The 26,312-nt window shown below is 58.9% G+C and carries 28 protein-coding genes and 3 pseudogenes; 5 read left to right on the top strand and 26 right to left on the bottom strand.

Going from position 1 to position 26,312, the window contains the following annotated elements; translation table 11 throughout:
• The first annotated feature begins 135 nt into the window (after positions 1-135).
• From NY406_RS08475 to NY406_RS08455, 5 genes and pseudogenes are all read left to right on the top strand, one after another.
• The gene (locus NY406_RS08475; RefSeq protein WP_260533651.1) at positions 136-804 is read left to right on the top strand and encodes an ISL3 family transposase; all 669 of its coding nucleotides are present in this window, start codon (positions 136-138) and stop codon (positions 802-804) included.
• A 44-nt stretch (positions 805-848) separates the two neighbouring features.
• Positions 849-1,112, top strand: a pseudogene (locus NY406_RS08470) (transposase); the annotation flags it as partial.
• A gap of 268 nt (positions 1,113-1,380) precedes the next feature.
• Complete coding sequence (purU, locus tag NY406_RS08465) at positions 1,381-2,250, top strand: formyltetrahydrofolate deformylase (RefSeq protein ID WP_260533650.1); 870 nt, start codon at positions 1,381-1,383, stop codon at positions 2,248-2,250.
• Between the two features lie 41 nt (positions 2,251-2,291).
• A complete protein-coding gene (locus NY406_RS08460; RefSeq protein ID WP_260533649.1) occupies positions 2,292-3,221 on the top strand; it encodes a cation diffusion facilitator family transporter in 930 nt (309 codons plus the stop codon).
• Between the two features lie 67 nt (positions 3,222-3,288).
• A complete protein-coding gene (locus NY406_RS08455; RefSeq protein WP_260533648.1) occupies positions 3,289-3,807 on the top strand; it encodes a lipocalin family protein in 519 nt (172 codons plus the stop codon).
• A 43-nt stretch (positions 3,808-3,850) separates the two neighbouring features.
• Here NY406_RS08455 and cydC read toward each other — a convergent pair.
• The 26 genes and pseudogenes from cydC to aroE form a co-directional block, all read right to left on the bottom strand.
• Positions 3,851-5,568 (bottom strand): annotated as a pseudogene (cydC, locus tag NY406_RS08450) (thiol reductant ABC exporter subunit CydC).
• Complete coding sequence (cydD, locus tag NY406_RS08445; RefSeq protein WP_260533647.1) at positions 5,565-7,307, bottom strand: thiol reductant ABC exporter subunit CydD; 1,743 nt, start codon at positions 7,305-7,307, stop codon at positions 5,565-5,567. The pseudogene cydC and the gene cydD overlap by 4 nt, the downstream one beginning before the upstream one ends.
• A 229-nt stretch (positions 7,308-7,536) precedes the next feature.
• Positions 7,537-8,559, bottom strand: a complete 1,023-nt coding sequence (cydB, locus tag NY406_RS08440; RefSeq protein ID WP_260533646.1) for a cytochrome d ubiquinol oxidase subunit II — start codon at positions 8,557-8,559, stop codon at positions 7,537-7,539.
• Between the two features lie 18 nt (positions 8,560-8,577).
• Entirely contained in the window at positions 8,578-9,933 is a 1,356-nt protein-coding gene (locus tag NY406_RS08435) for a cytochrome ubiquinol oxidase subunit I (RefSeq protein ID WP_260533645.1), read from the bottom strand.
• Positions 9,934-10,124: 191 nt separating this feature from the next.
• Complete coding sequence (locus NY406_RS08430; protein ID WP_260533644.1) at positions 10,125-10,793, bottom strand: sulfite exporter TauE/SafE family protein; 669 nt, start codon at positions 10,791-10,793, stop codon at positions 10,125-10,127.
• Between the two features lie 143 nt (positions 10,794-10,936).
• Positions 10,937-11,125 carry a cbb3-type cytochrome oxidase assembly protein CcoS gene (ccoS, locus tag NY406_RS08425; protein WP_260533643.1) on the bottom strand — a complete coding sequence of 63 codons (189 nt, stop codon included), beginning with the start codon at positions 11,123-11,125 and terminating at the stop codon, positions 10,937-10,939.
• Between the two features lie 10 nt (positions 11,126-11,135).
• The gene (locus NY406_RS08420) at positions 11,136-13,553 is read right to left on the bottom strand and encodes a heavy metal translocating P-type ATPase (RefSeq protein ID WP_317618644.1); all 2,418 of its coding nucleotides are present in this window, start codon (positions 13,551-13,553) and stop codon (positions 11,136-11,138) included.
• Positions 13,546-13,977 (bottom strand): hypothetical protein, encoded by a 432-nt coding sequence (locus NY406_RS08415; RefSeq protein WP_260533642.1) that lies wholly within the window; start codon positions 13,975-13,977, stop codon positions 13,546-13,548. The genes NY406_RS08420 and NY406_RS08415 overlap by 8 nt, the downstream gene beginning before the upstream one ends.
• The gene (locus NY406_RS08410; RefSeq protein ID WP_260533641.1) at positions 13,956-14,393 is read right to left on the bottom strand and encodes a FixH family protein; all 438 of its coding nucleotides are present in this window, start codon (positions 14,391-14,393) and stop codon (positions 13,956-13,958) included. Before NY406_RS08410 ends, NY406_RS08415 begins: the two co-directional genes overlap by 22 nt.
• Positions 14,390-14,905, bottom strand: coding sequence for a 4Fe-4S dicluster domain-containing protein (locus NY406_RS08405; protein ID WP_260533640.1), 516 nt, complete (start codon positions 14,903-14,905; stop codon positions 14,390-14,392). Before NY406_RS08405 ends, NY406_RS08410 begins: the two co-directional genes overlap by 4 nt.
• Before the next feature lie 127 nt (positions 14,906-15,032).
• Positions 15,033-15,503, bottom strand: a complete 471-nt coding sequence (locus NY406_RS08400) for a 4Fe-4S binding protein (protein ID WP_260533639.1) — start codon at positions 15,501-15,503, stop codon at positions 15,033-15,035.
• A gap of 73 nt (positions 15,504-15,576) precedes the next feature.
• Positions 15,577-16,038: a c-type cytochrome gene (locus NY406_RS08395; protein WP_260533638.1), complete on the bottom strand. Its 462-nt coding sequence runs from the start codon at positions 16,036-16,038 to the stop codon at positions 15,577-15,579.
• A gap of 39 nt (positions 16,039-16,077) precedes the next feature.
• Positions 16,078-16,239 carry a cbb3-type cytochrome c oxidase subunit 3 gene (locus NY406_RS08390; protein WP_260533637.1) on the bottom strand — a complete coding sequence of 54 codons (162 nt, stop codon included), beginning with the start codon at positions 16,237-16,239 and terminating at the stop codon, positions 16,078-16,080.
• Positions 16,236-16,907, bottom strand: coding sequence for a cytochrome-c oxidase, cbb3-type subunit II (ccoO, locus tag NY406_RS08385; protein WP_260533636.1), 672 nt, complete (start codon positions 16,905-16,907; stop codon positions 16,236-16,238). The genes NY406_RS08390 and ccoO overlap by 4 nt, the downstream gene beginning before the upstream one ends.
• A 30-nt stretch (positions 16,908-16,937) precedes the next feature.
• The gene (locus NY406_RS08380; RefSeq protein WP_260533635.1) at positions 16,938-17,153 is read right to left on the bottom strand and encodes a hypothetical protein; all 216 of its coding nucleotides are present in this window, start codon (positions 17,151-17,153) and stop codon (positions 16,938-16,940) included.
• A gap of 92 nt (positions 17,154-17,245) precedes the next feature.
• On the bottom strand, positions 17,246-18,085 hold the full coding sequence (locus tag NY406_RS08375; RefSeq protein ID WP_260533150.1) for an IS3 family transposase: 840 nt from the start codon (positions 18,083-18,085) through the stop codon (positions 17,246-17,248).
• A 23-nt stretch (positions 18,086-18,108) separates the two neighbouring features.
• Positions 18,109-18,399: a transposase gene (locus tag NY406_RS08370; protein ID WP_260533154.1), complete on the bottom strand. Its 291-nt coding sequence runs from the start codon at positions 18,397-18,399 to the stop codon at positions 18,109-18,111.
• 53 nt (positions 18,400-18,452) lie between these two features.
• Positions 18,453-19,601 (bottom strand): annotated as a pseudogene (locus tag NY406_RS08365) (cbb3-type cytochrome c oxidase subunit I); the annotation flags it as partial.
• 332 nt (positions 19,602-19,933) lie between these two features.
• Positions 19,934-20,998 (bottom strand): S-methyl-5-thioribose-1-phosphate isomerase, encoded by a 1,065-nt coding sequence (gene mtnA, locus NY406_RS08360; protein ID WP_260533634.1) that lies wholly within the window; start codon positions 20,996-20,998, stop codon positions 19,934-19,936.
• Between the two features lie 28 nt (positions 20,999-21,026).
• Positions 21,027-21,848, bottom strand: coding sequence for a purine-nucleoside phosphorylase (locus tag NY406_RS08355; RefSeq protein WP_260533633.1), 822 nt, complete (start codon positions 21,846-21,848; stop codon positions 21,027-21,029).
• 181 nt (positions 21,849-22,029) lie between these two features.
• On the bottom strand, positions 22,030-22,719 hold the full coding sequence (locus NY406_RS08350) for a YggS family pyridoxal phosphate-dependent enzyme (protein WP_260533632.1): 690 nt from the start codon (positions 22,717-22,719) through the stop codon (positions 22,030-22,032).
• A 4-nt stretch (positions 22,720-22,723) separates the two neighbouring features.
• Positions 22,724-23,215: a peptidylprolyl isomerase gene (locus NY406_RS08345; protein ID WP_260533631.1), complete on the bottom strand. Its 492-nt coding sequence runs from the start codon at positions 23,213-23,215 to the stop codon at positions 22,724-22,726.
• Between the two features lie 32 nt (positions 23,216-23,247).
• The gene (locus NY406_RS08340) at positions 23,248-23,937 is read right to left on the bottom strand and encodes a tetratricopeptide repeat protein (RefSeq protein ID WP_260533630.1); all 690 of its coding nucleotides are present in this window, start codon (positions 23,935-23,937) and stop codon (positions 23,248-23,250) included.
• Positions 23,938-24,061: 124 nt separating this feature from the next.
• Positions 24,062-24,847 carry a TatD family hydrolase gene (locus NY406_RS08335; protein WP_260533629.1) on the bottom strand — a complete coding sequence of 262 codons (786 nt, stop codon included), beginning with the start codon at positions 24,845-24,847 and terminating at the stop codon, positions 24,062-24,064.
• Positions 24,844-25,326 (bottom strand): signal peptidase II, encoded by a 483-nt coding sequence (lspA, locus tag NY406_RS08330; protein ID WP_260533628.1) that lies wholly within the window; start codon positions 25,324-25,326, stop codon positions 24,844-24,846. The genes NY406_RS08335 and lspA overlap by 4 nt, the downstream gene beginning before the upstream one ends.
• Before the next feature lie 77 nt (positions 25,327-25,403).
• Positions 25,404-26,291: a shikimate dehydrogenase gene (gene aroE / locus NY406_RS08325; RefSeq protein ID WP_260533627.1), complete on the bottom strand. Its 888-nt coding sequence runs from the start codon at positions 26,289-26,291 to the stop codon at positions 25,404-25,406.
• Between the last annotated feature and the right edge of the window lie 21 nt (positions 26,292-26,312).

Raw genomic sequence — 26,312 nt, 5'->3', positions numbered from 1 at the left:
CCATTACCACCAACTTTTAGCTCCTTCCTCAAACTGGAAGGTCGAGAGCATTCATGTGTCGATGAGCGGCAAGCGGGTCGAGATCAGACTGGTCTGTACCGGCAAGCAGGTCGCGTGTCCGGTATGCGGTGCATCATGGAAGATGGGCTCAAAACCGTTCAGGCACCGTGGGCGGTAAGGCATTGCCGTTTCACGCTGCAGTTCGAAAGCTTTGCGATCGAGCTGCTCTTGCACTGCGCGAACATCAAGGCGGCGGCCAGCATGTTGCGTCTGAACTGGCACGCCGTCAATCACATCATGCAGCGAGCCGTTGAGCGAGGCCTGAGTCGTCGGCAAGCTGATGGCATTGCGTATCTGGGAATCGATGAAAAAAGCTTCAAGGCTGGCCAGCATTATGTGACAACGCTGAACGATCTGGATCAAGGTCGAGTGCTTGAAGTTGTCGAACACCGCACGACCGAAGCAACCAAAGCGCTGCTTGAAACGCTGAGCCAACAGCAGCGGGAACAAGCCAAGGCGGTCTCGGTCGATCTGTGGCAACCCTTTGCCAACGCGGTGAACCAACTCTTGCCAAACGCCGATCTGGTGCATGATCGCTTTCATATCAGCCAGTCTCTCAATGACGCCGTCGATGCGGTGCGCCGCAAGGAGTCTGGCGAACTCCGCAAAACTGGAGACAAGCGGCTGGTCGGCTCGAAATACGTTTGGCTGCGCAATCCGGAGAAGCTGCACACCCGGCAACAGCTCGAGTTGAACACCCTGATGAACGGTGAGTTCAAAACCGGGGACAGGCGTGGGCGTTAAAAAACAGGTTCCGGGTTTTTTGGCAGCTTGGCTGCGCCGATGCCGGAAGCTTCTTTTTCGAGTACTGGTCAAAACGGGTCGATGCGGTTGGTTTGAGCCCGTTGATCAAAGTCAAAGAGCAGCTCCTGCGGCATTTCGACAAGGTGCTGACCTGGTTCAAGCACGCCATTACCAACGCGGTTTCCGAAGGCTTGAACAGCAAGATGCAGATCATCAAGGCCTCAGCAAGAGGGTTCCACCGTTTCGAGAGTTATCGCAACCGGATTTTGTTTTACTGCGGCAAACTCAACAGGGCTATCGAATCATGACGGAACAGCAGAAGCCCTTACCCACGATATTCTGCGAAGAACCAAAATTTGTAACCCATCGCAAACAAAGGTGCCAGGGTCAAGTGCTGTTTTGGGGAATTATTCTTTTCTGGCAGGGCGGCAGGTCAGCGGGGCGGGCAGATCAGTCCGCTCGTTTGCGTTCAGACGCCCATTTTCATGATTGCATTGCCCTGGTGAAACCAATAGGCGGATAACTTCATTATCTTGCCGTAGTTTCATCGTTAACGCCAAGTTCAGTTTCGCGCCCATGACCTCCGCTGCCGAACCATCTAAAGCCATACTTCTGCTCTCCTGCCCCGACCGCGTGGGGCTTGTGGCGAGGATTGCCAATTTCATCTACGAGCGAGGTGGAAACATTCTCGATCTCAACGAGCATGTCGATGTGGATGAACGTCAGTTTTTTCTGCGCGTTTCATGGAGCCTTGATCATTTTTCGATTCCCGTCGATGACCTCGAATCGGCTTTCGCTCCGCTGGCGCGTGAATTCAGGGCAAACTGGCAGATTCAGCTGTCCGGAAAGCGGAACCGGATGGCGGTTTTCGTCTCGAAGTACGATCACTGCCTGCGCGAAATTCTCTGGCGGCACAGCCTTGGTGAGTTTGACATCGACATTCCGCTGATCGTCTCGAACCACGCCGACCTTGCGCCGCTCGCCGAAACACACGGCATTCCATTCCGCGTCATTCCGGTGACGCCCGAAACCAAGGCCGCAGCCGAGCAGCAGCAGATGGCGTTGTGCGACGAGCAAGGCATTGATACCATCGTGCTGGCGCGGTACATGCAGGTGCTCTCGCCGGAGTTCACCAAGCGCTGGGCGGGGCGCATCATCAACATCCACCACTCGTTTTTGCCTGCCTTCGTGGGCGGCAATCCCTACCGGCAGGCCTACGAGCGCGGCGTGAAGCTGATCGGCGCGACCAGCCACTACGTCACCGACGAGCTCGACGAAGGGCCGATCATCGAGCAGGATATCATCCGTATCTCGCACCGCGACACCCTAGACGACCTTGTTCGCAAGGGACGCGACCTCGAACGGCTCGTGCTGGCGCGCGCTTTGCGCCTGCACTGCGACCACCGCATTTTGCTCAATGGGCGCAAGACCGTTGTGTTCGACTGATTTTTCGTGTCATGCCGTAACGTTTTCAGTCAGGAGCGCCGATGAGCGACTACCAGCACAGCCACGACCATGCTCACGACCACGACCACGCCGGGCATCACCACCACGCGGTCGGGAGCATCCAGACCGCATTTTTCATGAACTTCGGCTTCACGATCCTTGAAGCCATCGGCGGCGTCATGACCAACAGCACGGCCATTCTCGCCAACGCCGTGCATGACTTCGGCGACTCCATCGCCCTCGGGCAGGCTTGGTATTTCGAGAAACTCTCGGGCCGCACGGGCGACAAGCGCTACTCCTACGGCTACCAGCGCTTCTCGATCTTCGGGGCGCTTGTGAGCGCTTTGCTGCTGCTGGTCAGCTCGTTCGTGGTGCTCGTCGAGGCGGTGCCGCGCCTGCTCCATCCAGAGCATCCGAATGCCAAAGGGATGGTCGCTTTCGCCCTCGTCGGCGTTGCTGTAAACGCGCTCGCCATGCTGCGCCTCAAGGGGCAGAAGGGGATGAACGCCCGCGTGATTGCGCTGCACCTGCTCGAAGACGTGCTTGGCTGGCTCTCTGTGCTGCTGGTCTCCGTGGTGCTGCTGTTTGTCAATGTCCCCATGCTCGATCCGCTCCTTGCCATCGTCATTACGCTCTACATTCTCACCGGAGTTGTCAGAAACCTCCGCGCGATGGTACCGGTCTTCCTGCAAGCTGTGCCGCATGAGCTCAGCATCGACAAGGTGGTCGGTAAAATCCGTCAGACAGAGCACGTCAGGGGAGTGCACCATGCCCACCTCTGGTCGCTCGACGGTCAGCGTACTGTTTTCACCGCTCACCTCGAAATTGATTGTACTCTCGATCCCGCCGAATACGCCCGCATCAAGGAGGAGGTCAGCGCCCTTGTGACCCGCTACGGTATCTATCATTCCACCGTAGAACTCGAATACCCCGGCGAGGTTTGCCGGAACGAGCCGCGCAAAGACCGGTAGGGGAAGGACATCCGGAACTCTGAAGCGGAGATTTTGTTGTTTTTTTGAACCAAACGGGAGACCACCGATGAAAAAACTCTTTTTGCCTTTGCTGTTGTGGATGGCTACGTTTGCCGGTTGCGCGAGTGCGCCGGAGGGGATTGTGGCGGTCGATAACTTCAAGCTCGACCGCTACCTCGGCACCTGGTACGAAATCGCAAGAATCGACAACCGCTTCGAGCGTGGCTCCGATCATGTCTCTGCCAGCTACACCCTGCGCAAGGGTGGCATGGTGCAGGTGCTCAACAAGGGCTACTATCCCGACAAAAAGAAGTGGAAAACCGCCGAAGGCAAAGCCAAATTCGCCGGAGACCCGAACGTCGGAGCGCTGAAGGTTTCATTTTTCGGCCCCTTCTACGGCCCGTACAACGTCTTCGCTCTCGACCGAGAAAACTACTCCTGGGCAATGGTGACAGCCTCCAGCCGCGACTACTTCTGGATTTTAGCGAGAACCCCGCAAATAGACGACGCGCTCTACGCAAAGCTTCTCGATGAGGCCAAGGCCAAAGGCTTCGATATTTCGCGGGTTATGCGTACGCCGCAGTAATGGATTTGGTGGACTGAGTGGACAACGTCCACTCAGTTCGTTTTTACCCCTCCTGCTGATGTTGCAACTTCCACATTCCGGCGTAAAAGCCCCCACTCTTCAGCAACGCTTCGTGATTTCCGCGCTCGATTACCTTGCCTTCGTACAGCACCACAATTTCGTCGTAGCGCTCCATGCGGTGCAGGCGGTGAGTGATGGCGAGCACGGTTTTGCCTTGGCTGGTGGTGTCGAGCGTATCGAGCAGCGCCTGCTCGGTAACGGCGTCGAGGTTGGCGGTGGCTTCGTCGAGCACGATAATTGGAGCGTCCTGCAAGATCATCCGCGCGATGGCGAGGCGCTGCTGCTCGCCGCCGCTGAGGTTCATCCCGTGCTGGCCAGCCCAGTCGTCGAGGCGGCTTTGCAGGCTGTCGAGTCCCGCCATTGTGAGGGCGAGGCGGAGCTGTTCGTCCGTGGCGTTTGGCGCGGCGAGGAGCAGGTTTTTCCGGATGGTTTGGCCGAAGATGTACGTTCTTTGCGAGACCACGGCTATGTTGCGGCGCAGCTCTTCGGGGTCGAGTTTGTCGATGCTTTGGCCGCCAATCGAAATGTCGCCCTGCGCCGGGTTCCAGAAGCGCACCATGAGCGAGGTTATGGTCGATTTGCCCGCGCCGCTTGGGCCGACAATCGCTATCCGTTTACCTTGAGGCACGCTGAATGACACGCCATCGAGCGCCGGGCGATTGCTACCGGGATAGGTGAAGGCGAGGTCTTTGACCTCGATGCCTGTCGATTTCGGGAAGGGTTCCGGTTTTGCTGGCGGAACCACTTCCGGCTTGGCGTCGATGATCTCGAAGAGGCGTTCGCCTGCGCGGACGTCGGCCTCGATGTTCTGCACCGAGCCGGTGAGCGGCAGGAACGCCTCGAACGAGGCCATGACGCCGAACACCACCGAGGCGAGCGTGATGGCACTCGTCGCGCCGGTTCGCACCATCGGCAGCATCGAGTAGAGAATCCAGATCACCGCGCCGTTCATCGCAAGACCGGTGAGCGATTCATGCAGCCCTTCGATGAAGGCGGCGCGTTTCTGCAAGGCGAGCTTTTTACTTCGGCCTCGTGCAGCTTTTCGGTGTAGTCACCCACCATGCCGAAGACGCGCAGTTCGCTCATGCCCTGCACCAGATCGACCGCGAGCATCTGCTGTTCGCCCTGAAGCGCGGTGATGCCGCGTGCCGTTCCGGCGGCAAGTCGAGCGGTCAGGAGCGGCACAGCGATGCCTGCCGCGAGCTGGCTGGCGAGCACTCCTTCGGCGGCGGCGGTTGACCAGTGGCCCACGACGAACCACATCAGCAGCGTCACCAGCGCGGCGGTCACCGGCGGCGCGAGCACACGGGCGTAGATGTTTTCGAGGCTCTGGATATCGTCCACGATCCGCTTCAAGAGATCGGCGCTCTTGTAGGCTGCGAGCCGCGCCGGGGCGAGTGGCTCGACGGCGTCGTAGAACCAGACGCGCAGGCGGGTGAGAATCCTGAAGGTGGTGTTGTGCGAAATGAGCCGTTCGGTGTACCGGATGACGCCGCGCGAGATGCCGAAAAAGCGCACGCTGGTGATGCCGATCTGGAGCGCCGAGAGCGCGGGCATCAGGGCTGCGGTGGTGATAAGCCACGCCGAGGCCATCAGCAAACCGATGCTGCTGCCGATGGTGGCGAAGCCGATCAGCGCGGCGAGCAGCATCCACCAGGCGAAGGGGCGGGTGAGGCCAGTCAGTCTGAGAAAGGTTTTCATGCGGCGACATCCTCCATCGACGAGAAGATCGCTTGCCGGTAGAATCCCTCGTCCGCCATCAGCTCGTCGTGCGTGCCGCTCTGCACAAGGCGGCCACGGTCGAGCACCACGATGCGGTCGGCGTTGCGGATGCTTTCGAGCCGGTGGGCGATCATTACCACCGTGCGTCCCTGCATCAGTGTTTCCATCGCCTTGCGGAGCTGCGCTTCGAGAATCGGGTCGGTGTGCGAGGTCGGTTCGTCGAGCAAGAGGAGCGGCGCGTCCTTCAGGAAAGCGCGGGCCAGCGACAGCCGTTGCGCCTCGCCGCCGCTGAGCCGCGCGCCCTCTTCGCCGATTACGGTCTCCAGTCCGTCGGGTAGTGAGTGCACCATATCGAGAAGTCCAGCTTGCTTTAGCGCCTTGTCGATCTCCTCCGGCTTGGCGTCGCGACGAGCCATCAGCAGATTTTCGCGGATGGTGGCGTTGAAGAGGAAGGGATGCTGCGGCACCCAGGCGATCTGCCGATACCACGAGTCGAGGCTGAACTCCCGCGTCTTGCGGCTTCCGAGCGAAATTGTCCCATCGGAAGGTTCGATGAAGCGCAGCAAGAGATTCAGCAGCGTGCTCTTGCCCGCGCCGCTCGGCCCGGTGAGCGCGGTCACGGTGCCCGGCTCGATGGCGAGGCTCACGGCGTCGAGCGCCGGTTTGTCGCTGCCGGGAAATTTGTAGCTCAGGTTGTCGATCACAATCGAATTCGACGAAAGTTCTCCGGCGGTCAACTCGCGAAAACCCGCTTCGGGAATCTCCTTTGCGCGGTCGAGAATTTCGTACATCTCCTTCGAGGCGGTCACGCCCTCCATGCCTGCGTGAAACTTCGTGCCGAGCAGGCGGAGCGTCAGATAAAAATCGGGCACGAGCAGCAGCGCGAAAAAGCCGGGGCGGAAGGAGAGGTGGCCGCCGAGCATCCGCACGCCAATGCTCACCGCCACCACCGCCGTGCCGAGCGTGCCGACCAGTTCGAGGGTCAGCGACGAGAGGAACGCGATCTTGAGCACTTGCATCGTTGAGTGGCGGAAGTTTTCGCTCGCCTCTTCGATGCCGTCGCGCCGCGTTTTGGCCTGCGCGAAGAGCTTGAGCGTCGAGAGACCCTGCAACATGTCGAGGAAGTGGCCGCTCATGCGGCTCATGGTGTTCCATTGCTTTTCAGTCGCCGCGCTGGCCCGTTTGCCGATCAAAATCATAAAGACCGGAATCAGCGGTGCGGTCAGCACAAGAATCAGCCCGGAGAGCCAGTCGGCAGGGAAAACCGCCACGAGGATCACCACCGGAATGATGAGCGACAAAAAGAGTTGCGGAATGTACTGGCTGAACCACGCATCGACCGACTCGACGCCTTTGAGCAGCGTAGTGACGATGCGCCCGCTCTGCCCTGAGCGTGTGTAGGATGGCCCGAGCGCCGCCACCGTGCCGGAGAGGCGTTCGGTCAGCGTTTTCCGGATGACGAGCGTGCCCTTTTTGGCCTCGTGATGCCCCGCCCAGCCGAACAGCACGCGCAGGGTGCTGAAGAGTGCGAACAGCCCCACCAGCGGCGCAATCACCTGCCACGCCGGAGCTTGCCGGAACACCGTATCGATAATCCCGCTCAGAACCCACGCCTGCGCGACAAGCATGAGCGCCCCAGCTGCGCCTGAAATGCCCGAGAATATGAAAGGCCGCTTCTGTTCAGCAAGCAGCCACATGAGGTTTCGGTCAATGTTCATCGTACAAACGGTAAGGCCTCGGAAGGATAATGATAATCGGTTATGTGGCGGATTTTTGTGCAATCAACCCGCTAATAATGGTAAAGAATTCCCTCCCGCCTTGCAACAGGGAGGAGGGCTGTTTATCCGGATTGAAAGGAAGAATCGATTTCGACTGGAGAAAGGAAGAAAGAGGGCGGACACTCAGGCCCGCCCTTGCTGGATTCGTTGTCAAATCAGAGCTGCCAGCTCAATACTCCATTTTCGAGTCCTTCGAGACGCGCTGGCGGAAGACCCAGTAGCTCCAGCCCTGGTAGAGAAGCACGATCGGCACGAAGATCGCCGCGACCATGGTCATGATGCCAAGCGTGTACTGCGACGACGAGGCGTTGTAGATCGTCAGGCTCCAGTCGGGATTGGTGCTTGATACCAGCACTCGCGGGAAGAGGCCCATGAAAATGGTGATGGTCGAGAAGGCAATCGAAATGGCGGTCATGACGAACGCCCAGCCGGATGCGCCCTTGTTGAGCAGCACGATCACCGAGAGCAGCGCGAGCACGCTGAAGATCGGAATCGCGCCGGGGTTGACGCCGAGCTTGCTGGAAATGTCGGTCTCGAAAAAGGTGTAAACCCCAAAAACTAAAGAAAGTACGGTGGCTGGAATCCAGAGCTTTTTGGCCAGTCCCATGGCGCGTTCGTGCAGCTCGTCGGTGGTCTTGAGCGTCAGGAACACCGCGCCGTGCAGCGTGAAGATCATCAGCGACGCCAAGCCACAGGCCAGCGCGTAGGGGTTGAGCAGGTTGAAGAAGCCACCGGTGTAGTTCATCGAGGCGTCGATCGGCACGCCGCGGATGAAGTTGGCCATCGCCACGCCCCAGAGCAGGGCGGGAATCGCGCTGCCGAAGAAAATGCTCCAGTCCCAGAATGCGCGCCACGCCGCGCTGTCGCGCTTGCTGCGGTACTCGAACGCCAGGCCGCGAAAGATCAGCGCCACCAGCATGAGCAACAGCGCCAGGTAGAAGCCGCTGAAGAGCGTGGCGTACCAGTGCGGGAACGCCGCGAAAATTGCGCCGCCAGCCGTGATGAGCCACACTTCGTTGCCGTCCCAGAACGGGCCGATGGTGTTGATTACCGCGCGGCGTTCGAGGTCGTCCTTGCCCATGAAGGGCAGCAAAATGCCGACGCCGAAATCGAATCCTTCGAGAATGAAGTATCCGGTAAACAGCACGGCGACCAGGACGAACCAGATTATCTGCAATGTCTGCAAATCCATTGTTGTCTCCTTTTCGGTTTATTCGGCGCCGTGAAGGCCAGCCGTTGCATATTTTTTCAAGAGAAACACATCGACGAGCGTCAGCACGCTGTAGATGAGGGTGAACACCACGACCGACGTCAGCAGTTCAGCGCTGCTGACCACCGAGGCGGGCGTAACCGCCTGTTCGGTCTTGAGCAGCCCGACGACGATCCACGGCTGGCGTCCCATCTCGGTTAGAATCCAGCCCGCCGAGTTGGCGATGAAGGGCAGGATGAACGCAGAGAGCAGGAGTGCGCCGGTGAGCTTGCCGAAATTGTAGTCCTCGCGGATCACCTTGAAGAGCGCGATGGCGGCGGCCAGGAGCATCAGCGTGCCCGCGCCGACCATGAAGCGGAAGCTCCAGTAGGCGGTGATGACCGACGGAATGTAGTTGCCGGGGCCGTACTTGGCGACCGCCTCCTGCTGGAGTTCGCTGAGTCCCTTCACCTCGCCCGAGAAGTTGTTGTAGGCCAGGAACGAGAGCATTCCGGGGATGCGGATCGAGAATACATCCTCCATTTTTTCTTCGTCACCGACGGTGAAGAGCGAGAAGCTGGCCGGATTTTCGCTGTGCCAGAGCGCTTCGGCGGCGGCAACTTTCATCGGCTGGTTGTGCACCATCTCCTGCATCTGCGTGTGACCGGCAAGCGTCACCAGCAGCGAGCCGATGAAGGCGTAGATCGCGCCGAACCTGAGCGAGGTTCTGAACTGCTCCTCGTCGGCGGTTTTTTTCATGAGGTGCCACACGCTGACCGCGATGACGAGGAACCCACCCGTGGCGATGCCGGCGGTGATGACGTGCGGGAATTGCAGCCAGACGTAGGGGTTGAAGAGCAGCGCGGAGAAGCTGGTCATCTCGGCCCGGGAGCCGTCGGCGGCCATGTGGAAGCCCACCGGCGACTGCATGAAGGAGTTGGCGACCAGAATCCAGAGCGCCGAGAGGTTTGAGCCGATGGCCACGAGCCAGATCGAGGCGGCGTGGAGTCCCTTCGGCAGGCGGTCCCAGCCGAAGACCCAGATGCCGAGGAAGGTCGATTCGAGGAAGAAGGCGAGCAGCGCCTCGATGGCGAGCGGCACGCCGAAGATGTCGCCGACGAAGCGGGAGTACTGCGACCAGTTCATGCCGAACTGGAACTCCATGACGATGCCGGTTACGACGCCGATGGCGAAGTTGATGAGGAACAAATGTCCCCAGAATTTCGCGAGCTGACGGTACTTCTCCTTGCCCGTCTTGACCCACGCGGTTTCCATGATCGCCGTGAAGATGGACAGACCGAGGGTGAGGGGAACGAAGAAGAAGTGGAACACCGACGTCAGGGCGAATTGCAAACGCGCAAGAAACAGGGTATCCATTATTGATGGTTGAACGGTTGATGTAGGGTTGTTGGTTGTGACAACGATGAAGAAACCGCGTGCGCCCACAAAAAATTCACCAGCGGCTGTAAATTTTTATTTTAACGATTGTTATAGCTGTAAAGGGGGTATATGCTGGTGGGGAACGATATAGAAATCGGGGATGAATCGGTCGGATTGGGATGAAAGCTCTACCCCCGAAACGCGCTGTAAATAAACCAGCAGCCTGTCGCGATCATGATGAGGCTGGCGAGGCGGTAGAGGCGCTGGCGGGTTTTTTCGCCGATGAGGGCAGCTGTTTTACCGACGACGAGGAGCGCGGGGGCGGTGCCGAGGCCGAAGAGGAGCATCATCAGCACGCCTTGCACCATGCCCGCGAAGTGGTCGGGGGCGTTCATGGCGGCTCGCGCGGCGGCGAGCAGCGCGGTGAAGGTGAGGCCGCAGGGGAGGAAACCGAGCGCGAGTCCGAGGGGGTACCACGCTCCGGCGGAGCCAGAATTGATGAAGAGGTTCATCGTTTTTTGCACGAATGGCATCGCGGGCGTGCAGGCGAGCAGGCTTTTGCCGAAGGGGAGCCATCCCGCCGACGCCAGCCCGAGCAGCACGATGAACAGACCGCAGAGCGCCATGACGGCCGTCTGGAACAGGTCGATGGAGGAGGCGAGCGAGAGGAACGAGCCGGTCGCGCCGACCGCCGCGCCGAGCACGGTGTAGGTCGTCACCCGCCCGAGGTTGTAGAGCAGGTGGTGCGGCCAGCCGGGCCGGGCCGAGCGACAGCGCCGCAACAATCGGCCCGCACATGCCGATGCAGTGCCCGAACCCTCCGAAGAGCCCGGCCAGAAGCATCGCGAGAAGTTCACCTGTCAGGGTTTTGATGTTTGTTCCTCCGTTGTATTTATCGAAATCGAAATCGCGATTGTCACAGTAGAAAGAAATTGGGCTGAAGCCCTTCTGAAGACAGGAACATCACTGTCCTATCCCATCACCCTCGCAATCTCCTTCTTCATTTATTCGTCTTCCCGGACTTCATCTTTTTCGGCCTGTTTTGCACTTCGTCGTCGTCGTCGAGCATTCGGTATTTGGGGGCTTCGGTGTCGTCGAACTGGCCGCTTCGGACGGCCCAGAGGAAGAGCGCCCAGCCGCCGAGGCCAATCACAAAGCCGAGGGCTATGAGGGAAAAGGTGCTTGCCATGCGTTGTGCATCAAATTTTTCTGAGCCTGAGCGAGTTGCTGACCACCACGAGCGAGCTGGTCGCCATGAGCAGCGCCGAGACGATCGGGTGCAGCACCCCGGCGACGGCGAGCGGCACGGCGACGAGGTTGTAGCCGAACGCCCAGGCGAGGTTCTGGCGGATCACCGCGAAGCATTTGCGCGAGTGGGCGAAGAGCGTGCCGAGCAGTTCGAGGTCGTCGTTCATGATCGTGACATCGGCGCTTTCGATGGCGATGCCCGTGGCCGTGCCGAAGGTGACGCCGGTATCGGCTTCGGTGAGCGCAGGGGCATCGTTGATGCCGTCGCCCGCCATCAGCACGGTTTCGCCGTTTCGCTTCAGCTTCCTGATCGCGTCCGCCTTGCCGATGGGATCGAGGCCGGAGCGCACCTCCGTGATGCCGCACTTCCCGGCAATATACCGCGCGACGCCCGTATTGTCGCCGGTGAGAATCATCAACCGCAACCCCTGCGAGCGGAGCGCCTCGATCATCCGCCCGGCGTCATTGCGCAGCTCGTCGATCAGGCCGAAGAGGCCCGCGAGCTTGCGGTTGCAGGCGACGAAGACGGTCGTTTTGCCCGACGCTTCGAGCCGGTCGGCGGCGGCGCGGCGCTCGGCGTCAATTGCGACTCCCTCCTTTTCGAGAAACGCGCGTGATCCGGCAAGCCAAGCTTTTCCCCCTATCACGCCCGACACACCCATGCCCGGTACGGCGCGGAACGCTTCGATCGGGAGTATTTCGCCCTGCCATCTCTCTGCGATGGCCCTTCCCGCCGGGTGACGCGACAGGCTTTCGAGCGAGGCGCAGCACTGCGTGAAATTGCCGGACACGCCGTAGTCGAAGGTGTCGGTCACGGCGGGTTTGCCGCGCGTGATGGTGCCGGTTTTGTCGAGCACGACGGTGGTTGTTTTTGAGACCAACTCGAAAATGTCGCCCCCCTTGACGAGGATTCCCTTGCGGCTGACCGCTGTGGTGCCGACGAGGATGGCGAGCGGCGTGGCGAGGCCCAACGCACACGGGCAGGCGATGACGAGCACCGAGACGGCATTCATGAGTGCCTTCACCGGCGGCGCTCCGGCCAGATGCCACCAGCCGAAGGTGGCCACCGCGAGCAGGATGATGGCGGGCACGAACCATCCGGCGATCCGGTCGGCCACGCCCTGGATCGGCGCTTTGCGAGCCTGCGCTTCCTCGACCGTGCGGATGATGCTCGCCAGGAGGGTCTGCCCGGCGTTGCCGGAGACCCGGACGCGAAGCCGCCCGGTGATGGCGCAGGTTCCCGCATAGACCTTGCTTCCGGCGCTTTTCGTGACAGGAGCCGATTCGCCGGTGAGCATCGACTCATCGACGTCTGCCTCGCCGCTTGCCACCGCGCCGTCGAGCGGTACGCGGTCGCCGGGCAGCACCTCGATCAGCGCCCCCTCGCCGATCTGTTCGAGCGGCGCGAGCGAGGTTTGTCCCGCCGCATCGACCAGCAGCGCTTCGCGGGGTTGCAGGTTTGCGAGCGCCGCCAGTGCGCTGCCCGCCTTGAGGCGCGAACCGGCTTCGAGGAATCGTCCGAGCAGGATGAAGGTGACGATCATCGCCGAGGTGTCGAAGAAGACCTCGTCGCCGGTGAAGATCATCGCCACGCTGTAAAAGTAGGCTGCGAGCGAGCCGAGTGCCACGAGCACGTCCATGTTCAGCGCCCGGTTGCGCAGCGAGCGCACGGCGTTGAAGATGAAGGGCCAGCCGGAGTAAAAGACCACCGGCGTGGCCAGCGCCCACGAAATGAGCTGGAAGGCGAGGCGGTAGGTCGATTCGATGCCCTGGAAAAATCCGGCGTAGAGCGCGGCGATGATGAGCATGAGCTGCATCGAGAAGAAGCCCGCCGTGCCGAAGCGCAGGAGCAGGTCGCGCTTTTCGGCGGAGAAGGCCTCGACCTCGCCGCCGTGCCGGACGGGCCTCGGCACGTAGCCGACGTCGGAGAGGGTTTTGAGGATTTTGTCGAGCGTGATGGCGTCAGTTCGCCACTCGACGGTCACGCAATGCGTGGCGTAGTTGACCCGCGCCGACACGATGCCGTCGAGCCGCCCGAGCACCTTTTCGACGAGCCAGACGCACGAGGCACAGCGGATGCCGGAGAGCAACAGCTCAATCCGGCTCTTTGCGCCGTCGGTGAGGACGTCGCCCTCGAAATCCCGCGCATCGACGGCGGCGAAGGTTGGGCGGCCCGGCTGCCAGTCACAACGTTGCTGGTAAAAGGCGTCGAGCGACTCGCTGTGGATCAGCTCGTACGCACCGAGGCAGCCGTGGCAGCAGAAATGGCGAGTTTCGCCGCTGATCTCCGCCGTCACCGCCGCCGAAGCGGCCATCGCCTGCAAGCAGTGGTCACAGCGGAGCGTCTCCTGGCCTTTGGCTTCAGTCACGGACGTTGAAGGTGAAGGCGGGATTGCCGAGTTCCGGCGAGAGGATCATCGCCTGCCAGAGGGTGCTGCCGCTTATGCACTTGACAATGATGCCTCTGCCTTTCCAGGTGCCATCAGGCTGTTGTTTGAGGATGACCTGGTTTTTACCCATCACCATGCCGGGCATGGTGATGTCGAGCACAAGGGGAGAAGGAACTCCTTGCGCCGGGGCCACGGTCACCCTGAAGGTCAGCTCCCGCATGTGCCTGACCGGTCTCGGCGTGATGGCGAGCGTCACCTGGCGGTTGCCGACCTGTTTGGTGCAAGGGCCGTTGTGGATGGCGTTGCTGTCGGCGGCGTGTCCGGCCAGCGCGGTTGTTACGCCGAGCGTCATCGCAGCAAGAAGCACCAGCGCACTTCGACTCAGTTGACGTCGTAGAACCATGATTGGCTGGTGTTGAGTTTGTTGTTGGTGATGTCGATCCTGAGCAGCCATTTGCCTTTCGACGGCACGGTGGCTCGGGCCTGGTAAGTGCCGGAAGTGGTTTCGTGCATGGTGCAGGTGATATCCAGTTCGCTGGTGGAGACGTTGCCGACAAACAGTTGCACCCTGGCGTGGGTCAGTGGTTTGCCGTGTTCGGTGAGCACGAAGGTCAGCTCGTTCTCGCCCCTTTGGATCGACGCCGGTTTCATGACTTCGAGACCGAGCCGCCGCTCCTCGGTTTTCTCTTGGAACCAGCTGTTCTGCTTCCGGTAGTAATCGGTTTCAACGAGGCCCTCGGAGTTGCGGAACGCCACCACGAGGCCGGTTATCATGGCGAACAGAAACAGCGCGTAGATTGCAATGATGAATGGTTTCAAAGGAATCCGGCCTCCCTGCTGATTGAAATTCCGTCGCCCTTGAGCGTCAGCGTTACCGTGTCGCGTTTACCTTCCGCTTTGATGAGCACCTTGCTTCTCGTTTCGCCGAAGGGCTTGATCGACACCGCGTGTTCGCCGATCAGCGTCGTGCCTTCGGGTGCTTCGATCTTCAGATCGAGCGGCTCGCTGGTGTTGTTGCTGATCGTGAAGGCGTAGCGGTTCAGTCCGGCGGGCAGTGGTTCCTGCACCCGGCTGAGGGTGAACTCGACCGGCGGACGCATGGCGAAGAGCAGCACCACCACCAGCGCCGAGGCTGCAGTGGTACCCGCGAGCCAGAAGGTTTTCGGGCGGATGATTTTGCCTTTGTAGTTCGGGAATGGTGGCAGGTTGCGCTTGCTGCTTTTCAGCCAGCAGGCGTCGATGCACTCCGCGCAGGCGATGCAACTCGTGCTGAGTCCTTCCTTGATGTCGATGCCGACCGGACAGATGCGCACGCAGTCGTTGCACTTCATGCAGGTCGCGTCGCGCGATTTGTCGTACTCGAATCACCAGTGTATCCTTGTCGAACAGGGTGTTCTGCATGAAGGCGTAGGGACAGATCGTGGTGCAGAATTTGCGCCCGAGGAGGGCCAGTTCGAGCTACACCAGCACCCAGAGCACAATGAAGAATCCGGCGATCAGCGGCGAGGTGAACAGCCCGCGAATGGCTTCCGCCGGGGGAACGAAGTACCAGATCATGGTGATCGATACCAGCGCAGAGACCGGCAGCAGCACGATTTTCTGCAAGGTCTTGCGGTGTTGCTTTCCGAAAATCGCCGCCAGACTTTCGGTGAGGTCGAGCAGCACGGTCTGCGGGCAGAGCCAGCCGCACCAGACACGCCCGAAGATGATGGTCACGGCGGAGATGAAGAGCAACAAGAAGAGCGTGGCCACGAGGATGAGATAGAAGTCGCCGATCCTGATGACCGAGCCGAAGAAATAGAGGTTCAGCTCCCGTATGTCAAACCGGAAGGCGCTTTGTCCGTTGATTTGCAGGAACGGCAGGCCGGTGAGGAGAAGCGCCTGAAAAATCTCGACGGTTCTCCGGTAACGTTTCCAGACAATCTGCATGATAGTAACAGTGAAGTTGAGAGCATAAAGAGATCAGCCCCGGAATTGGTTCCCGGGGCTGGAGGTCTCGGCGCTATTTTCTCAGGCTCTCGATAAAGGCGATGATCTTGTAGATTTTGTCGTTACCAAGTTGCTGGCCGAACGGCGGCATCCCGTTGGGGCGCCCATTAGCAATCGACTCGTAGAGATCGGCGGGCGTCGATCCATACTTCAGCGCAACCTTGAGGTTCGGGCCGATGCCGCCGCTGGCGTCGGCCATGTGGCAGGCGGCGCAGGTCGTCTCGAATTCACTCTTGCCCGCGGCGACGGCGTCCGCCTTGCCGATGTACATGCCAGGCTCTGCGGGCGCGGCTACCGCCGCCTTTGCCCCGGCTTTCATCTCTTCGTCGTACTGCTTGTAGAACGACCAGCCTGAAATGGCGGGCGTGAAGCGTGCGATATACACGACGAGAAAGATGATCACTCCGATAAAGAATGTCATCCATCCCTTGGGAATCTTGTTATGACCCTCGTGCGGAACTCCGGAATCACTCATATGAACCTCCTCGTAACAGGTTTCTTGAACGGTTGATAATCAGTCGTGATGCTCTTTTTTGTCGTCGTCTTCGAGCATCCGGTATTTGGGTTCCTCGACCTCTTTTTTGCGCTTCGGATTGAAATAGTAGGCGATGATACCCGCCATCACGAGCGCAAGGATGATGGTGAAGGCGACATAGGCTATCTGCGAAAAGTTCATTGCTGCGTCTCCATGGCCTTGACGTCACGCCCGAGCTTTTGCAAGTAGGCGATGATGGCGTCCATTTCGGTCAGCTCGCCCCGCAGCGCCTCCGGCGTCACCTCGTCGCGCGTGGCTTTGGAGTCGTAACCGGGCGCGGTGACTTTGGCCTTGTAGTCGGCAATCTGCTGTTTGACATCGGCCTCCGAATAGCCGTAGCCGAGAATCTGCGTTTTTCTGAACGACTCCGAGGTGTCGAGTTTGTTGTTGGCAAGCCAGCCGTACGGCGGCATGTTCGAGAGCGCGAACATCGATTGCGGGCTGTGCATATGCTTGTAGTGCCATGAGTCCGGGTACTTGCCACCGACGCGGTTCAGGTCGGGTCCGGTGCGGCGTGAACCCCAGAGGAAGGGGCGATCCCAGGCGAACTCCTCGGCCTTGGAGTACTCACCGTAACGGAGCACTTCGGTTCTGAGTGGGCGGACGGTTTGTGTGTGGCAGTTGTTGCACCCTTCGCGCATGTAGATATCGCGCCCCTCCTGCTCGATGGCTGTGTAGGGCTTGACGTAGGCGCTCACCGGCTGGGTCGAGGGCATGAACATCGGCACGAACACCGTAACCACCGTGCCGACAAGGATGACCAGGGTCGCAATGATCGCGAAGACGACCGGTTTTGAATAGATCCCCATGATGCAAACTCCTTTTTTCAGGTTTGGTGGTTAAGCTTCCGTGGCGGCTGACGGCTCCTGCCTGACGGTCTGGATCAGGTTCCAGGCGAAGATGAGGATGGCGATAATGTAAACGACGCCCGCGGCGAAGCGCATCCGGTAGTAGGGATAGAGCGAGGTCAGTCCGTCAAGGAAGCTGTACATCAGCGACCCGTCGGGATTGGTGGCTTTCCACATCGCGCCCTGCTGGATGCCGCCGATCCACATCGTGACCGTCCAGGCAAGCTGGCCGACGAGGATGAGCCAGAAGTGAGGTACTCCCCAGTTATAGGACAGCTATCGAGAGAAAATAAGTTTGTTCATGCGGCTTTCGGAATCAGTCGTTTATTGGCAGAATAGACTTTTGCCGGAACCTGACCATCAAGCGCTTTGTGGCGACGAACCGTGTTGTAGTCGTTGAACCAATGCTTCAGGCCTTTGTAGAGTTCGAGACCATCGGCTGGTGGGTTCAGGTAAATGTACTCATACTTGACGCTCCGCCATAACCGTTCGATGAAGACGTTGTCAATTGCTCGGCCTTTGCCATCCATGGAGAGTGCAGACTTGGACTCTGTGATGACGGCTTCGGCAAAGACCTCGCTGGTGAACTGGCTGCCCTGATCGGTGTTGAGAATCTTGGGTGCCCCGTGCAACCGCACGGCTTCAAGCAAGACCTCGGCACACCATTTGGCATCCATGGTATTCGACACCGACCAGTTCAGCACATAGCGGCTTTTCAGGTCGATGATGGCCATCAGGTACATGAATCCATGGGCCATCGGCACATAGGTGATATCAGTTGCCCAAACATGGTCGCTGTGCTTGATCGCAAGTCCCCGGAGCAGATACGGATAGACCTTATGGCCCGGCGCCGGTTTCGAGGTGTTCGGCTTGGGGCCGATGGCTTCCAGACCCATAAGGCGATAGAGCCGCCGTACCCGTTTGAGGTTGATCTTGTAGCCTTTGTCCATACTCAGCCATTGCCACATACGGTAAACGCCGTAGTATGGCCTCAGCAGGTACTGCTCATCAATCAGCCGCATGAGCTCACGATTCAGCTTCGAGGTCTTTATCGGCTGATAATACAGGCCTGATCGGTGGATCGAAAGCAGGTCGCACTGGCGTTGCATGCTGATACCGCTATGTTCTTTCTCAACCATGGAGCGTCGTTCCGAGAGCGATTTTACGACTGCAATTTTTTTTTGAGCCAGTCGACCTCAACCTTCAATTGGCCGATGGTTTTGTAGAGTTCTTCGCTCTCCTGCTGATAATCCTGCTCGGTTTTCCTAGCCTTTTCACCTTTCGAAAAGACATCGGAGGTCTTGTCGAGGAACTCCCGTTTCCATTGAGTGATCTGGTTCGGATGAAGCTCATGCTTCTGGGCGAGTTCTGCCATGGGAAGCCGTTCACTGAGGGCTTCCAGGACGACCTTTGTTTTGAATTCAGGCGTAAACTTGCGGCGTGTTTGTTTCATAGTGACTGCTGGGTTTTTGTTGATCCAATTTAACCAGCCGTCCTATTTTTGGGGAGTATCTCAAAGTGCACGTTGGCCAGCTTGATGCTGTACAGTTCGCGGCCCGTGACCTTCGGAATCATGTAGTAGAACGAGGCGGAGATAATCATCGTCACCCACCCCATCGTGCCCATGTGCACGTGGCCCACCACCCAGTCGGTGTAGTGGAAAAAGGCGTTCAGCGTCCGGAGCCCCTGGAGTGGCCCCTGCAAGGTCTGGAGACCGTAGAAGGTGATGCCGAGGATGAAGAACTTGGCGAGGTAGTTGGTGCGCATCTGGTCCCAGTTGCCCTGGAGCGTGTAGTAGCCGTTGACCACCGATCCCCACGAAGGTGCGATCAGAAAGATGCTAAAGGCGATGGCTACCGTCTGGATTCACTCCGGCAGCGGGGTGAGCATCAGGTGGTGTGCGCCGGTCCACAGGTAGGCGAAGATCAGCGACCAGAAGGAGACGATCGAGAGCCGGTGGCTGTAGATCGGCAGTCCGGTGGCTTTCGGCAGGAAGTAGTAGAACATTGCCAGCACCGGCACCGTGAAGATGAAGCCTACGATATTGTGCCCGTACCACCACTCGACGTTGGCGTCATTGCCACCTGCGTAAAGGCTGTAAGATTTGTAGAGGTTGAGCGGGATTTCGAGGTTGTTGACGATGTAGAGCACTGCTATGGTCACGGTCATGGAGACCAGATACCAGAGCGAGATGTACATCTGCTTCTCCTGCCGCTTGATCAGAATTGCGAAAACGTTGACGGCAAACATCACCCACATGATGACCACTCCGACGTCGAGCGGCCATTCAAGTTCGGCGTACTCCTTGGTGGTGTTCATGCCTGCCATGAGGGTCACGGCGGCGGCGGCGATGGCGGCGTTGAAGACCCACAGGTGCGCTTTTGCAAGTCCGGGGAAGGGCAATGGCGTGCGGGTCAGGCGCTGAAGCATGTAGTAAGCGGTCGCAAAAATGCCCGAAAGCCCGAAACCGACGCCAAGGCCGTTGGTGTGCACGACGCGCAGGCGTCCGAAGCTGAGCCACGGCGTGATGTTGAGCGCGGGATTGAACATTTCGAACGCGATCCACAGGCCAATGATGAGTCCTACGATAAGCCAGAAAAGCGCGGAAAATGCGAAACCCCGGACAACGGAGTAATCATAACCGGTGTCGTTCATGCCCTCCTCCTGAATCTGGTTGATGAAAAGATGGTGTGGAAGGTCACCGCTGAAACGCCGTAATTCTGCTCCTGATGTAGTTGATTCAGAGGGAGAGAAACGGCGCTGACGGGGGATCAGGGTGTCTTCGGTTGATGAGCAATGTCAGAAATGCAAAGGACAATGTCAATCACAATTGTTTAAGATAAATGTACGAAACGGGCCTGTTCCGGGAAAGAGAAATCAGTTCTTACGGGTTAGTAGGAAGTGATTTTGGCGGAGTCGGATAGAATGCGAAAGGCTCCCTGTCGAGGGAGCCTTTCGTGAAAATAATGGTTGCCAGTGCCGAATGTTCAGCCCTTGACTACGCGGGCAAGCCCTTCGTTGTAGTTGCCAACGACGGCCTCTTTTTCGGTGATGATGCCGCGGATGAGCGTGCCGGGGGTTACGTCGAAGGCGAAATTCACCACCGGCGTGGTCGGCGTGGCGACCTGCGTGCCGAAGATTTTGCGCAGCTCGTCGGCATCGCGCTCCTCGATCGGAATCTCCGAGCCTTCAGCCATCGTGATGTCGATGGTCGAGACCGGCGCGGCGATGTAGAACGGCAAGCCGTGATACTTCGCGCTGATGGCGTGGGCGTAGGTGCCGATCTTGTTGGCCGTGTCGCCGTTGGCCGTGATGCGATCCGCGCCGGTGACGGCGAAGTCGATCATGCCGCGCGACATCAGAATCGCCGACGAAGAGTCGGAGATCGAGGCGAACGGAATACCGTCATGCTCCAGTTCCCAGGCGGTGAGGCGCAGACCCTGCAGGAGCGGACGGCTTTCGGAGGTGATGACGCGCTCGATCAGCCCCTCCTGATACGCCAGGCGGATCACGCCGAGCGCCGTGCCGATGCCGCAGCAGGCGAGCGTGCCGGTGTTGCAGTGGGTGAGCACGTTGAGCTTGCGGGTCTTGAGGACGTCGGCGAAATCCTGTTTCAGCAGCTCCACGCCGTGGCGGGCGATCTTGTCGCAGTTGTCGATTTCGTCGTTGTGGATTTTATACGCCATATCGGTCATTTTCGCGAAGAGCGCTTCGAGCGAATCGTTCTCGAAGTTGGCGTCATAGACATTCTGCATCTTCCTGGTGGCGAAGAAGAGGTTCACGGCGGTCGGGCGCGAAGCGTTGACCTCGGCAATCAGGTTATTGAAATATTCCGGGAAGCCCGCCTTGTCGCCCTTGTAGGCGTTGATTCCAAGCATGACCGTGTAGCCCGCCGAAGCGCCGATGAGCGGAGCGCCGCGTACGGCGAGGGTTTTGATCGCCTCGATGGCCTGTTTGTAGTCCTGTGTCTCGACATAGTTCTCTTGCAGTGGAAGAAAACGCTGGTCGAGATAGCGGAAGGTTCCGTTTTTAAAGGAGATAGCGTCAATCATGAGCGAGTTGATCTTTCCTCGAAAAGGGTTAAAGGTTTGCTACGACGTTTCTGAAGATAGTGGTCATGTGCGGCTCGGCTTTGCTGGAGACCTCGATGATCTCTTCGATGCCGACCGGCACGAGGCAGTCCGGGAAGCACTCGTCGGTGACGATCGACATACCGAACACCTCGGTGCCCTGGTGCACGGCGGCGATCACCTCCGGCACGGTGGACATGCCGACCACGTCAGCGCCGATGGCGCGCAGCATCCGGTACTCGGCGCGGGTTTCGAGGCACGGACCGGTGACGGCGACATAGACGCCGCGCTGCACCTTGATGCCGTGTTCGAGCGCGACCTTTTCGGCAATTTCGAGAATCCTCGGAGAATAGGGAGCGCACATATCGGGGAAGCGGGGGCCGATTTCAGGATCGTTCGGGCCGATGAGCGGGTTGGTGCCAAGCAGGTTGATATGGTCGTCGATCAGCATGATGTCGCCCTTACTGTAGCCGGGGTTCATGCCGCCGCAGGCGTTGGTGATGCCGAGCGTTCTGACGCCCAGCTCCTTCATGACCCGGATCGGGAAGACGATTTGCGACATCGCGTAGCCTTCGTAGAAGTGGAAGCGCCCCTGCATGGCGACCACCTTCTTGCCCGCCAGGGTGCCGAAGATCAGCTTGCCGTGATGGGTTTCAACCGTCGAAATCGGGAAATAGGGAATCTCGGCATAGTCAAGCGCGAAGTCGATCTCGATCTCCTTGACCAGGCCGCCGAGGCCGGTGCCAAGCACGATGCCCACCGGATACTCCGCCGTGGTTTTTTTTCTGATAAACTCAACGGCTTCCCGGATTTTCTGCCTCTGTTCAGTCATGATATTCCCTGTGGTTTAAATGGTTTGAAACGGCGAGGAAAAAGACATTTAATATAAGCAGCCGAGGGGAGAAGAGAAAACGGAGGGAAAATGGATAGTTGATAATGGATAATTAATAATGCAAAAAGAGCAAATATAGAATCAGGCCCTTTCAATTATCCATGATTCATTATCAATTATTTTACCGCCATCCGAAAATTGCGGTGCCGATGCGGATCATGGTGGCCCCTTCGAGGATGGCTTCCTCGAAATCACCGCTCATACCCATCGAGAGCTCCGTGAGCTGTGAGGGGTCAGGGGCGTTTTTGCGGATTTTATCGAGGGTTACGCGCAGTTCCGCGAATTCGCGGCGGGCGGTGTCGGGGTTGGGCGAGGCGATGGTCATGAGCCCTCGCAGCCGAACGTTCGGCAGGGCGAAGCACTGTTCAGCGGCCTGAAGCACCGAGTCGGGATTGAGGCCGTATTTGGTGCCTTCGCGCGACACGTTCACTTCGAGCAGGTAATCGACTGTCAGGTCGTGCTGCGAGGCGCGTTTCGACAGCTCTTCGGCAGTTGAAACCTTGTCGATGCCGTGAACCATCGTCACCTTGTCCACGATCTGGCGTACTTTGTTGGACTGGAGGTGGCCGATAAAGTGCCATGAAACGGGCAGTCCCGACAGCTCGGGTGCTTCGACCTTTTCCAGAAACTCCTGCACGTAGCTTTCGCCGAACTCACGCTGACCGGCATCCCACGCCTCGCGCACGGCAGCGGCGCTTTTGGTCTTGGAGACGGCGATGAGGCAGACCTCATCTTCACGTCGGCCCGCCTTGTGGCAGGCTGACGCGATCTGTTCCTTCACGGTGAGAAGATTTTCGGCGATGCTCTCCATAGTTTCAGCCTTCGGTTGCCGGGGTGATGGTTTCGATGGTGACTGGCTTCAGTGGGTTGTCGCGCATGTCGGTTTCGACGGCGGCGATGGCGTCAACCACCTCGATACCCGACTCCACGACGCCGAAGACGGTGTACTCGCCATCGAGGAAATTGTTGTCGGCCTGATTGATGTAAAACTGGCTGCCCGACGAGGCTTTCTGCGGGTTGTTATCCCTTGCGGCGGCAAGCGTGCCCTTCTTGTTGGAGTGTTTTATCTCTGCCGGAACGCGGTAGTCGGGGCCGCCGGTGCCGTGCATCATGCGCTTCTCGTCGAAGCGCGAAAGCGGATCACCGGACTGGATCATGAAGCCTTCGATCACCCTGTGAAAACGGATGCCGTCGTAGTAGCCTTCGCCGACGAGCTTGACGAAGTTATCGCGGTGCAGGGGAGTGTCGTCATACAGGGCGATGGAAATATCACCCATGCTGGTCTTGATGATGAATTTTTCTGGCATGGTCATGTGGTTGAGTGTCGAAAAACAATCGGTCAGATTTGCGGTATCTGCACGCCTGCGCCCGCAAGACGTAAAAGCGCGCGCTGGGCCATTCCCGCTGACGATGTGGCTGGCCAGGTTTTGATCACCTGATCATAAAGTTTTGCCGCCTTGTCGGCCTGTCCCGCAGCGGAGTAGCTTTCGGCGGCTTTGGTGAGGTACATCGATTTGAGCGCTTCGTTTTCAGCGGTTTCCGACGCCTTTTCGTACTCCGGCGCAGCCTCGGCGAAGGCTTTTTTCTGGACATGGCAGGCGGCGGCTCCGGCCAGCGCCGATGCCTGAAGATCCTTGTTGTCACTGCTGAATCCCTTGTACATCGAGAGCGCATCGTCCGGCTTGCCACTGTTGAGCAGGATATAAGCCATATAGAGCCTGGCAGTTTTTCCGCTTGGTGTGCTACCCCATGTTTTGACGATACTGCTCAGCCCTTTTATCGAGCCTTCGCCATTGATTGCTTTATCGACGTTTCCCGTTTCGATCCACGGAGTGATCTTCGCAAGGGCGAGTGACGCCTGAACTTCGTCAACTTTGGTTTTCTGCATCCAGAAGAGCGTTCCGCCAGCAGCCAGGCAGATGACGATGACAAGGGCGGTGAGCTGCTTTTTATACTTTATACCGATTTCAAGCATCCGGTCGGAGAAGGTCGCTTCCGGAAGCATTTTCTGCGGTTGGGTGGTGTTCATGTGGTTCGTGCTGTCGTTTCTTGAAATGAGATCGCCTGAGTCGTTCCGCATTACTGATGGCGGTCAGTCCGAGGCTCAACCTAAGCAAGTTCGCATGAATTTCAAAATCAGCGGCAGCCGCCGGTTACGGCAGGCCGAACAGGGTTCTTGTATTGCTCACGAGCGCTTCGGTCACTTCTTCAAACGGTTCCGGGCGATGATCGGCAATCTTGCGCACCGTGTGAACGACGAAAGCCGGTTCGTTGCGTTTGCCGCGTTTGGGGACTGGTGCGAGGTAGGGAGCGTCGGTTTCGGAGAAGAGGTCGCCGAGGCCGACGGAGGCTACCACTTCCGGAAGCGGCGACTTTTTGTAGGTGATGGTGCCGGGAATCGAAATCTTCAGGCCGAGGCTGATGCAGCGACGGGCCATGTCGAGGTCGCCTGAAAAGCAGTGCATCGCGCCGCGCAGTGCCGACGAGCGCTCCTCCGAGAGGATGCGGAGCATATCCTGCCAGGCGTCGCGGCAGTGGATCACCACCGGCAGGTCGAGGTCGACCGCCATGCGCAGCATCTCGCGGAACGCCGCCTGCTGATGTACCGGATCGTGATCGGGCCAGTGGTAATCGAGGCCGATCTCGCCGATGCCAACCACCTTTGCCGATCGAGCCTGCCCAGCGAGTTCGTCGAACAGCTCTGGCGAGAGTGGCACGTTTGTTTCGTGAGGATGCAGGCCGACATTCGAATAGATGAAGTCATGACCGTTTGCCAGCTCGATGGAGCGGCGGTTCGTCTCGACGCCGGTGCCCGGATCGATGACATACTGCAAGCCCGCCGCGCGGAGATCGCCGATCACCCGGTCACGGTCATCGTCGAAATCGGGAAAGGAGAGATGGCAATGGATGTCCGAGTAAACCGGCGAACTCAGGTTCATGGCTTGCCGAAAATTTTTTCATGAAACAGCACGATCATGCATGCGCCAATGGTGATGCAGGAGTCGGCGACGTTGAAAATCGGCCAGAGGTCGAGCTGAAGGCCAAAGAGCGCGCCGTGGTAGAGGTCGAAGTAGATGAAATCCACCACGTGACCGAGTATGACGCGGTCGATCAGGTTGCCGATCCCGCCGCCCAGAATAAGTCCGAAGGCCGTGAGGAAGAGCGGACTCCGGTTGTTCGATTTCAGGACATACCAGACAACACCCGCTGAAATGGCGAGGGTCAGAAAAAGCAGGCCCATCGGCGGGAGGAACCGGACGCTGAATGCGATGCCGAGGTTTTCGGCATAGGTCAGCTTGAGCCAGTCAGGGATAATGACGACGCTTTGCCCACCGTCGCGCAGGTAGTGGATGGCGAGAAGTTTGGTCACCCGGTCGAGCAGGGCGGCAGCTACCGCGAGCAGATAAAAGAGGGCCATAAAATAGTGTCGTTGTCAGGAGGTCAAAGAGGCCAAACAGAATGTAACACCATTCAGGCCTCTTTCAAACCGCAGCATCAGGCTTCGCTCTTTTCGATTTCAGCGAGTACGGTTTTTCTGACCAGCTCGATCGGAAGTTCCTGTCCTGTCCAGATGGAGAAGGCTCGGGCGGCCTGGGCGATGAGCATCTCGATGCCCGGAATGACAGTCGCTCCAGCGGCGCGGGCTTCGGCGAGCAGTGGCGTTTCGGGCGGATTGTAGACCATGTCGTAAACGATCTGGCCATCGTGCAGGAGCCTGTGCCCGGTCGGCAGGATGCTGTGGATGTGATCGTTTCTTCCGGCCGTGCCGACCGGCGTGGCGTTGACCAGTACGCGGCAATCGCGGATCAGTTTGCTGCACGCGGGCTGGTCGATCTCCCGGCCCGCGCGGATGGTAACGATGTCGCGGTATGCGTACTCTTCGAGCATATCTTCGGCTTTCTGTGTATCCCGCACCACGAGTAGCACCGATGAAGGGCTGAAGCGGAGTCTGAAAGCTTCGACTGCGGCCAGCGCGGCTCCACCGTTGCCGAAGATGCAGACCGGCCTGTTCCGGATCGACTCCGCCATCGGAAGGAGCGGGGCCGCGAAGCCGTCGATGTCCGTATTGTAGCCGAGTAGGTGGCCATTGTCGTTGACGATGGTGTTGACTGCTCCTATGGAGAGCGCTTCAGGTGAGAGCTCGTCAAGAAAAGGCACGACGGTTTTCTTGTACGGAATGGTGACGCTGAATCCCGCAATGCCGAGAGCGCGGCTTCCCTTGAGTGCATCGCCGATCATTTCGGGCGAAGGGATGTTGAAGATGGTGTAAACGCAGGGAAGCCCGAGTGCCTCGAATCCGGTATTGTGAATCAGGGGTGACCAGGAGTAATCGACGTGTTTGCCGATAAGCCCGAAAATCCTTTTGGACTGAGAGTTTGACACGATGTTCTTTTCGCTGGTGGT

This window comes from Chlorobaculum sp. MV4-Y (assembly GCF_025244685.1).
Lineage (GTDB): Bacteria > Bacteroidota > Chlorobiia > Chlorobiales > Chlorobiaceae > Chlorobaculum.
The sequence above is the reverse complement of the archived record's forward strand: the minus strand, read 5'-3'. Positions and strand labels throughout refer to the sequence as shown.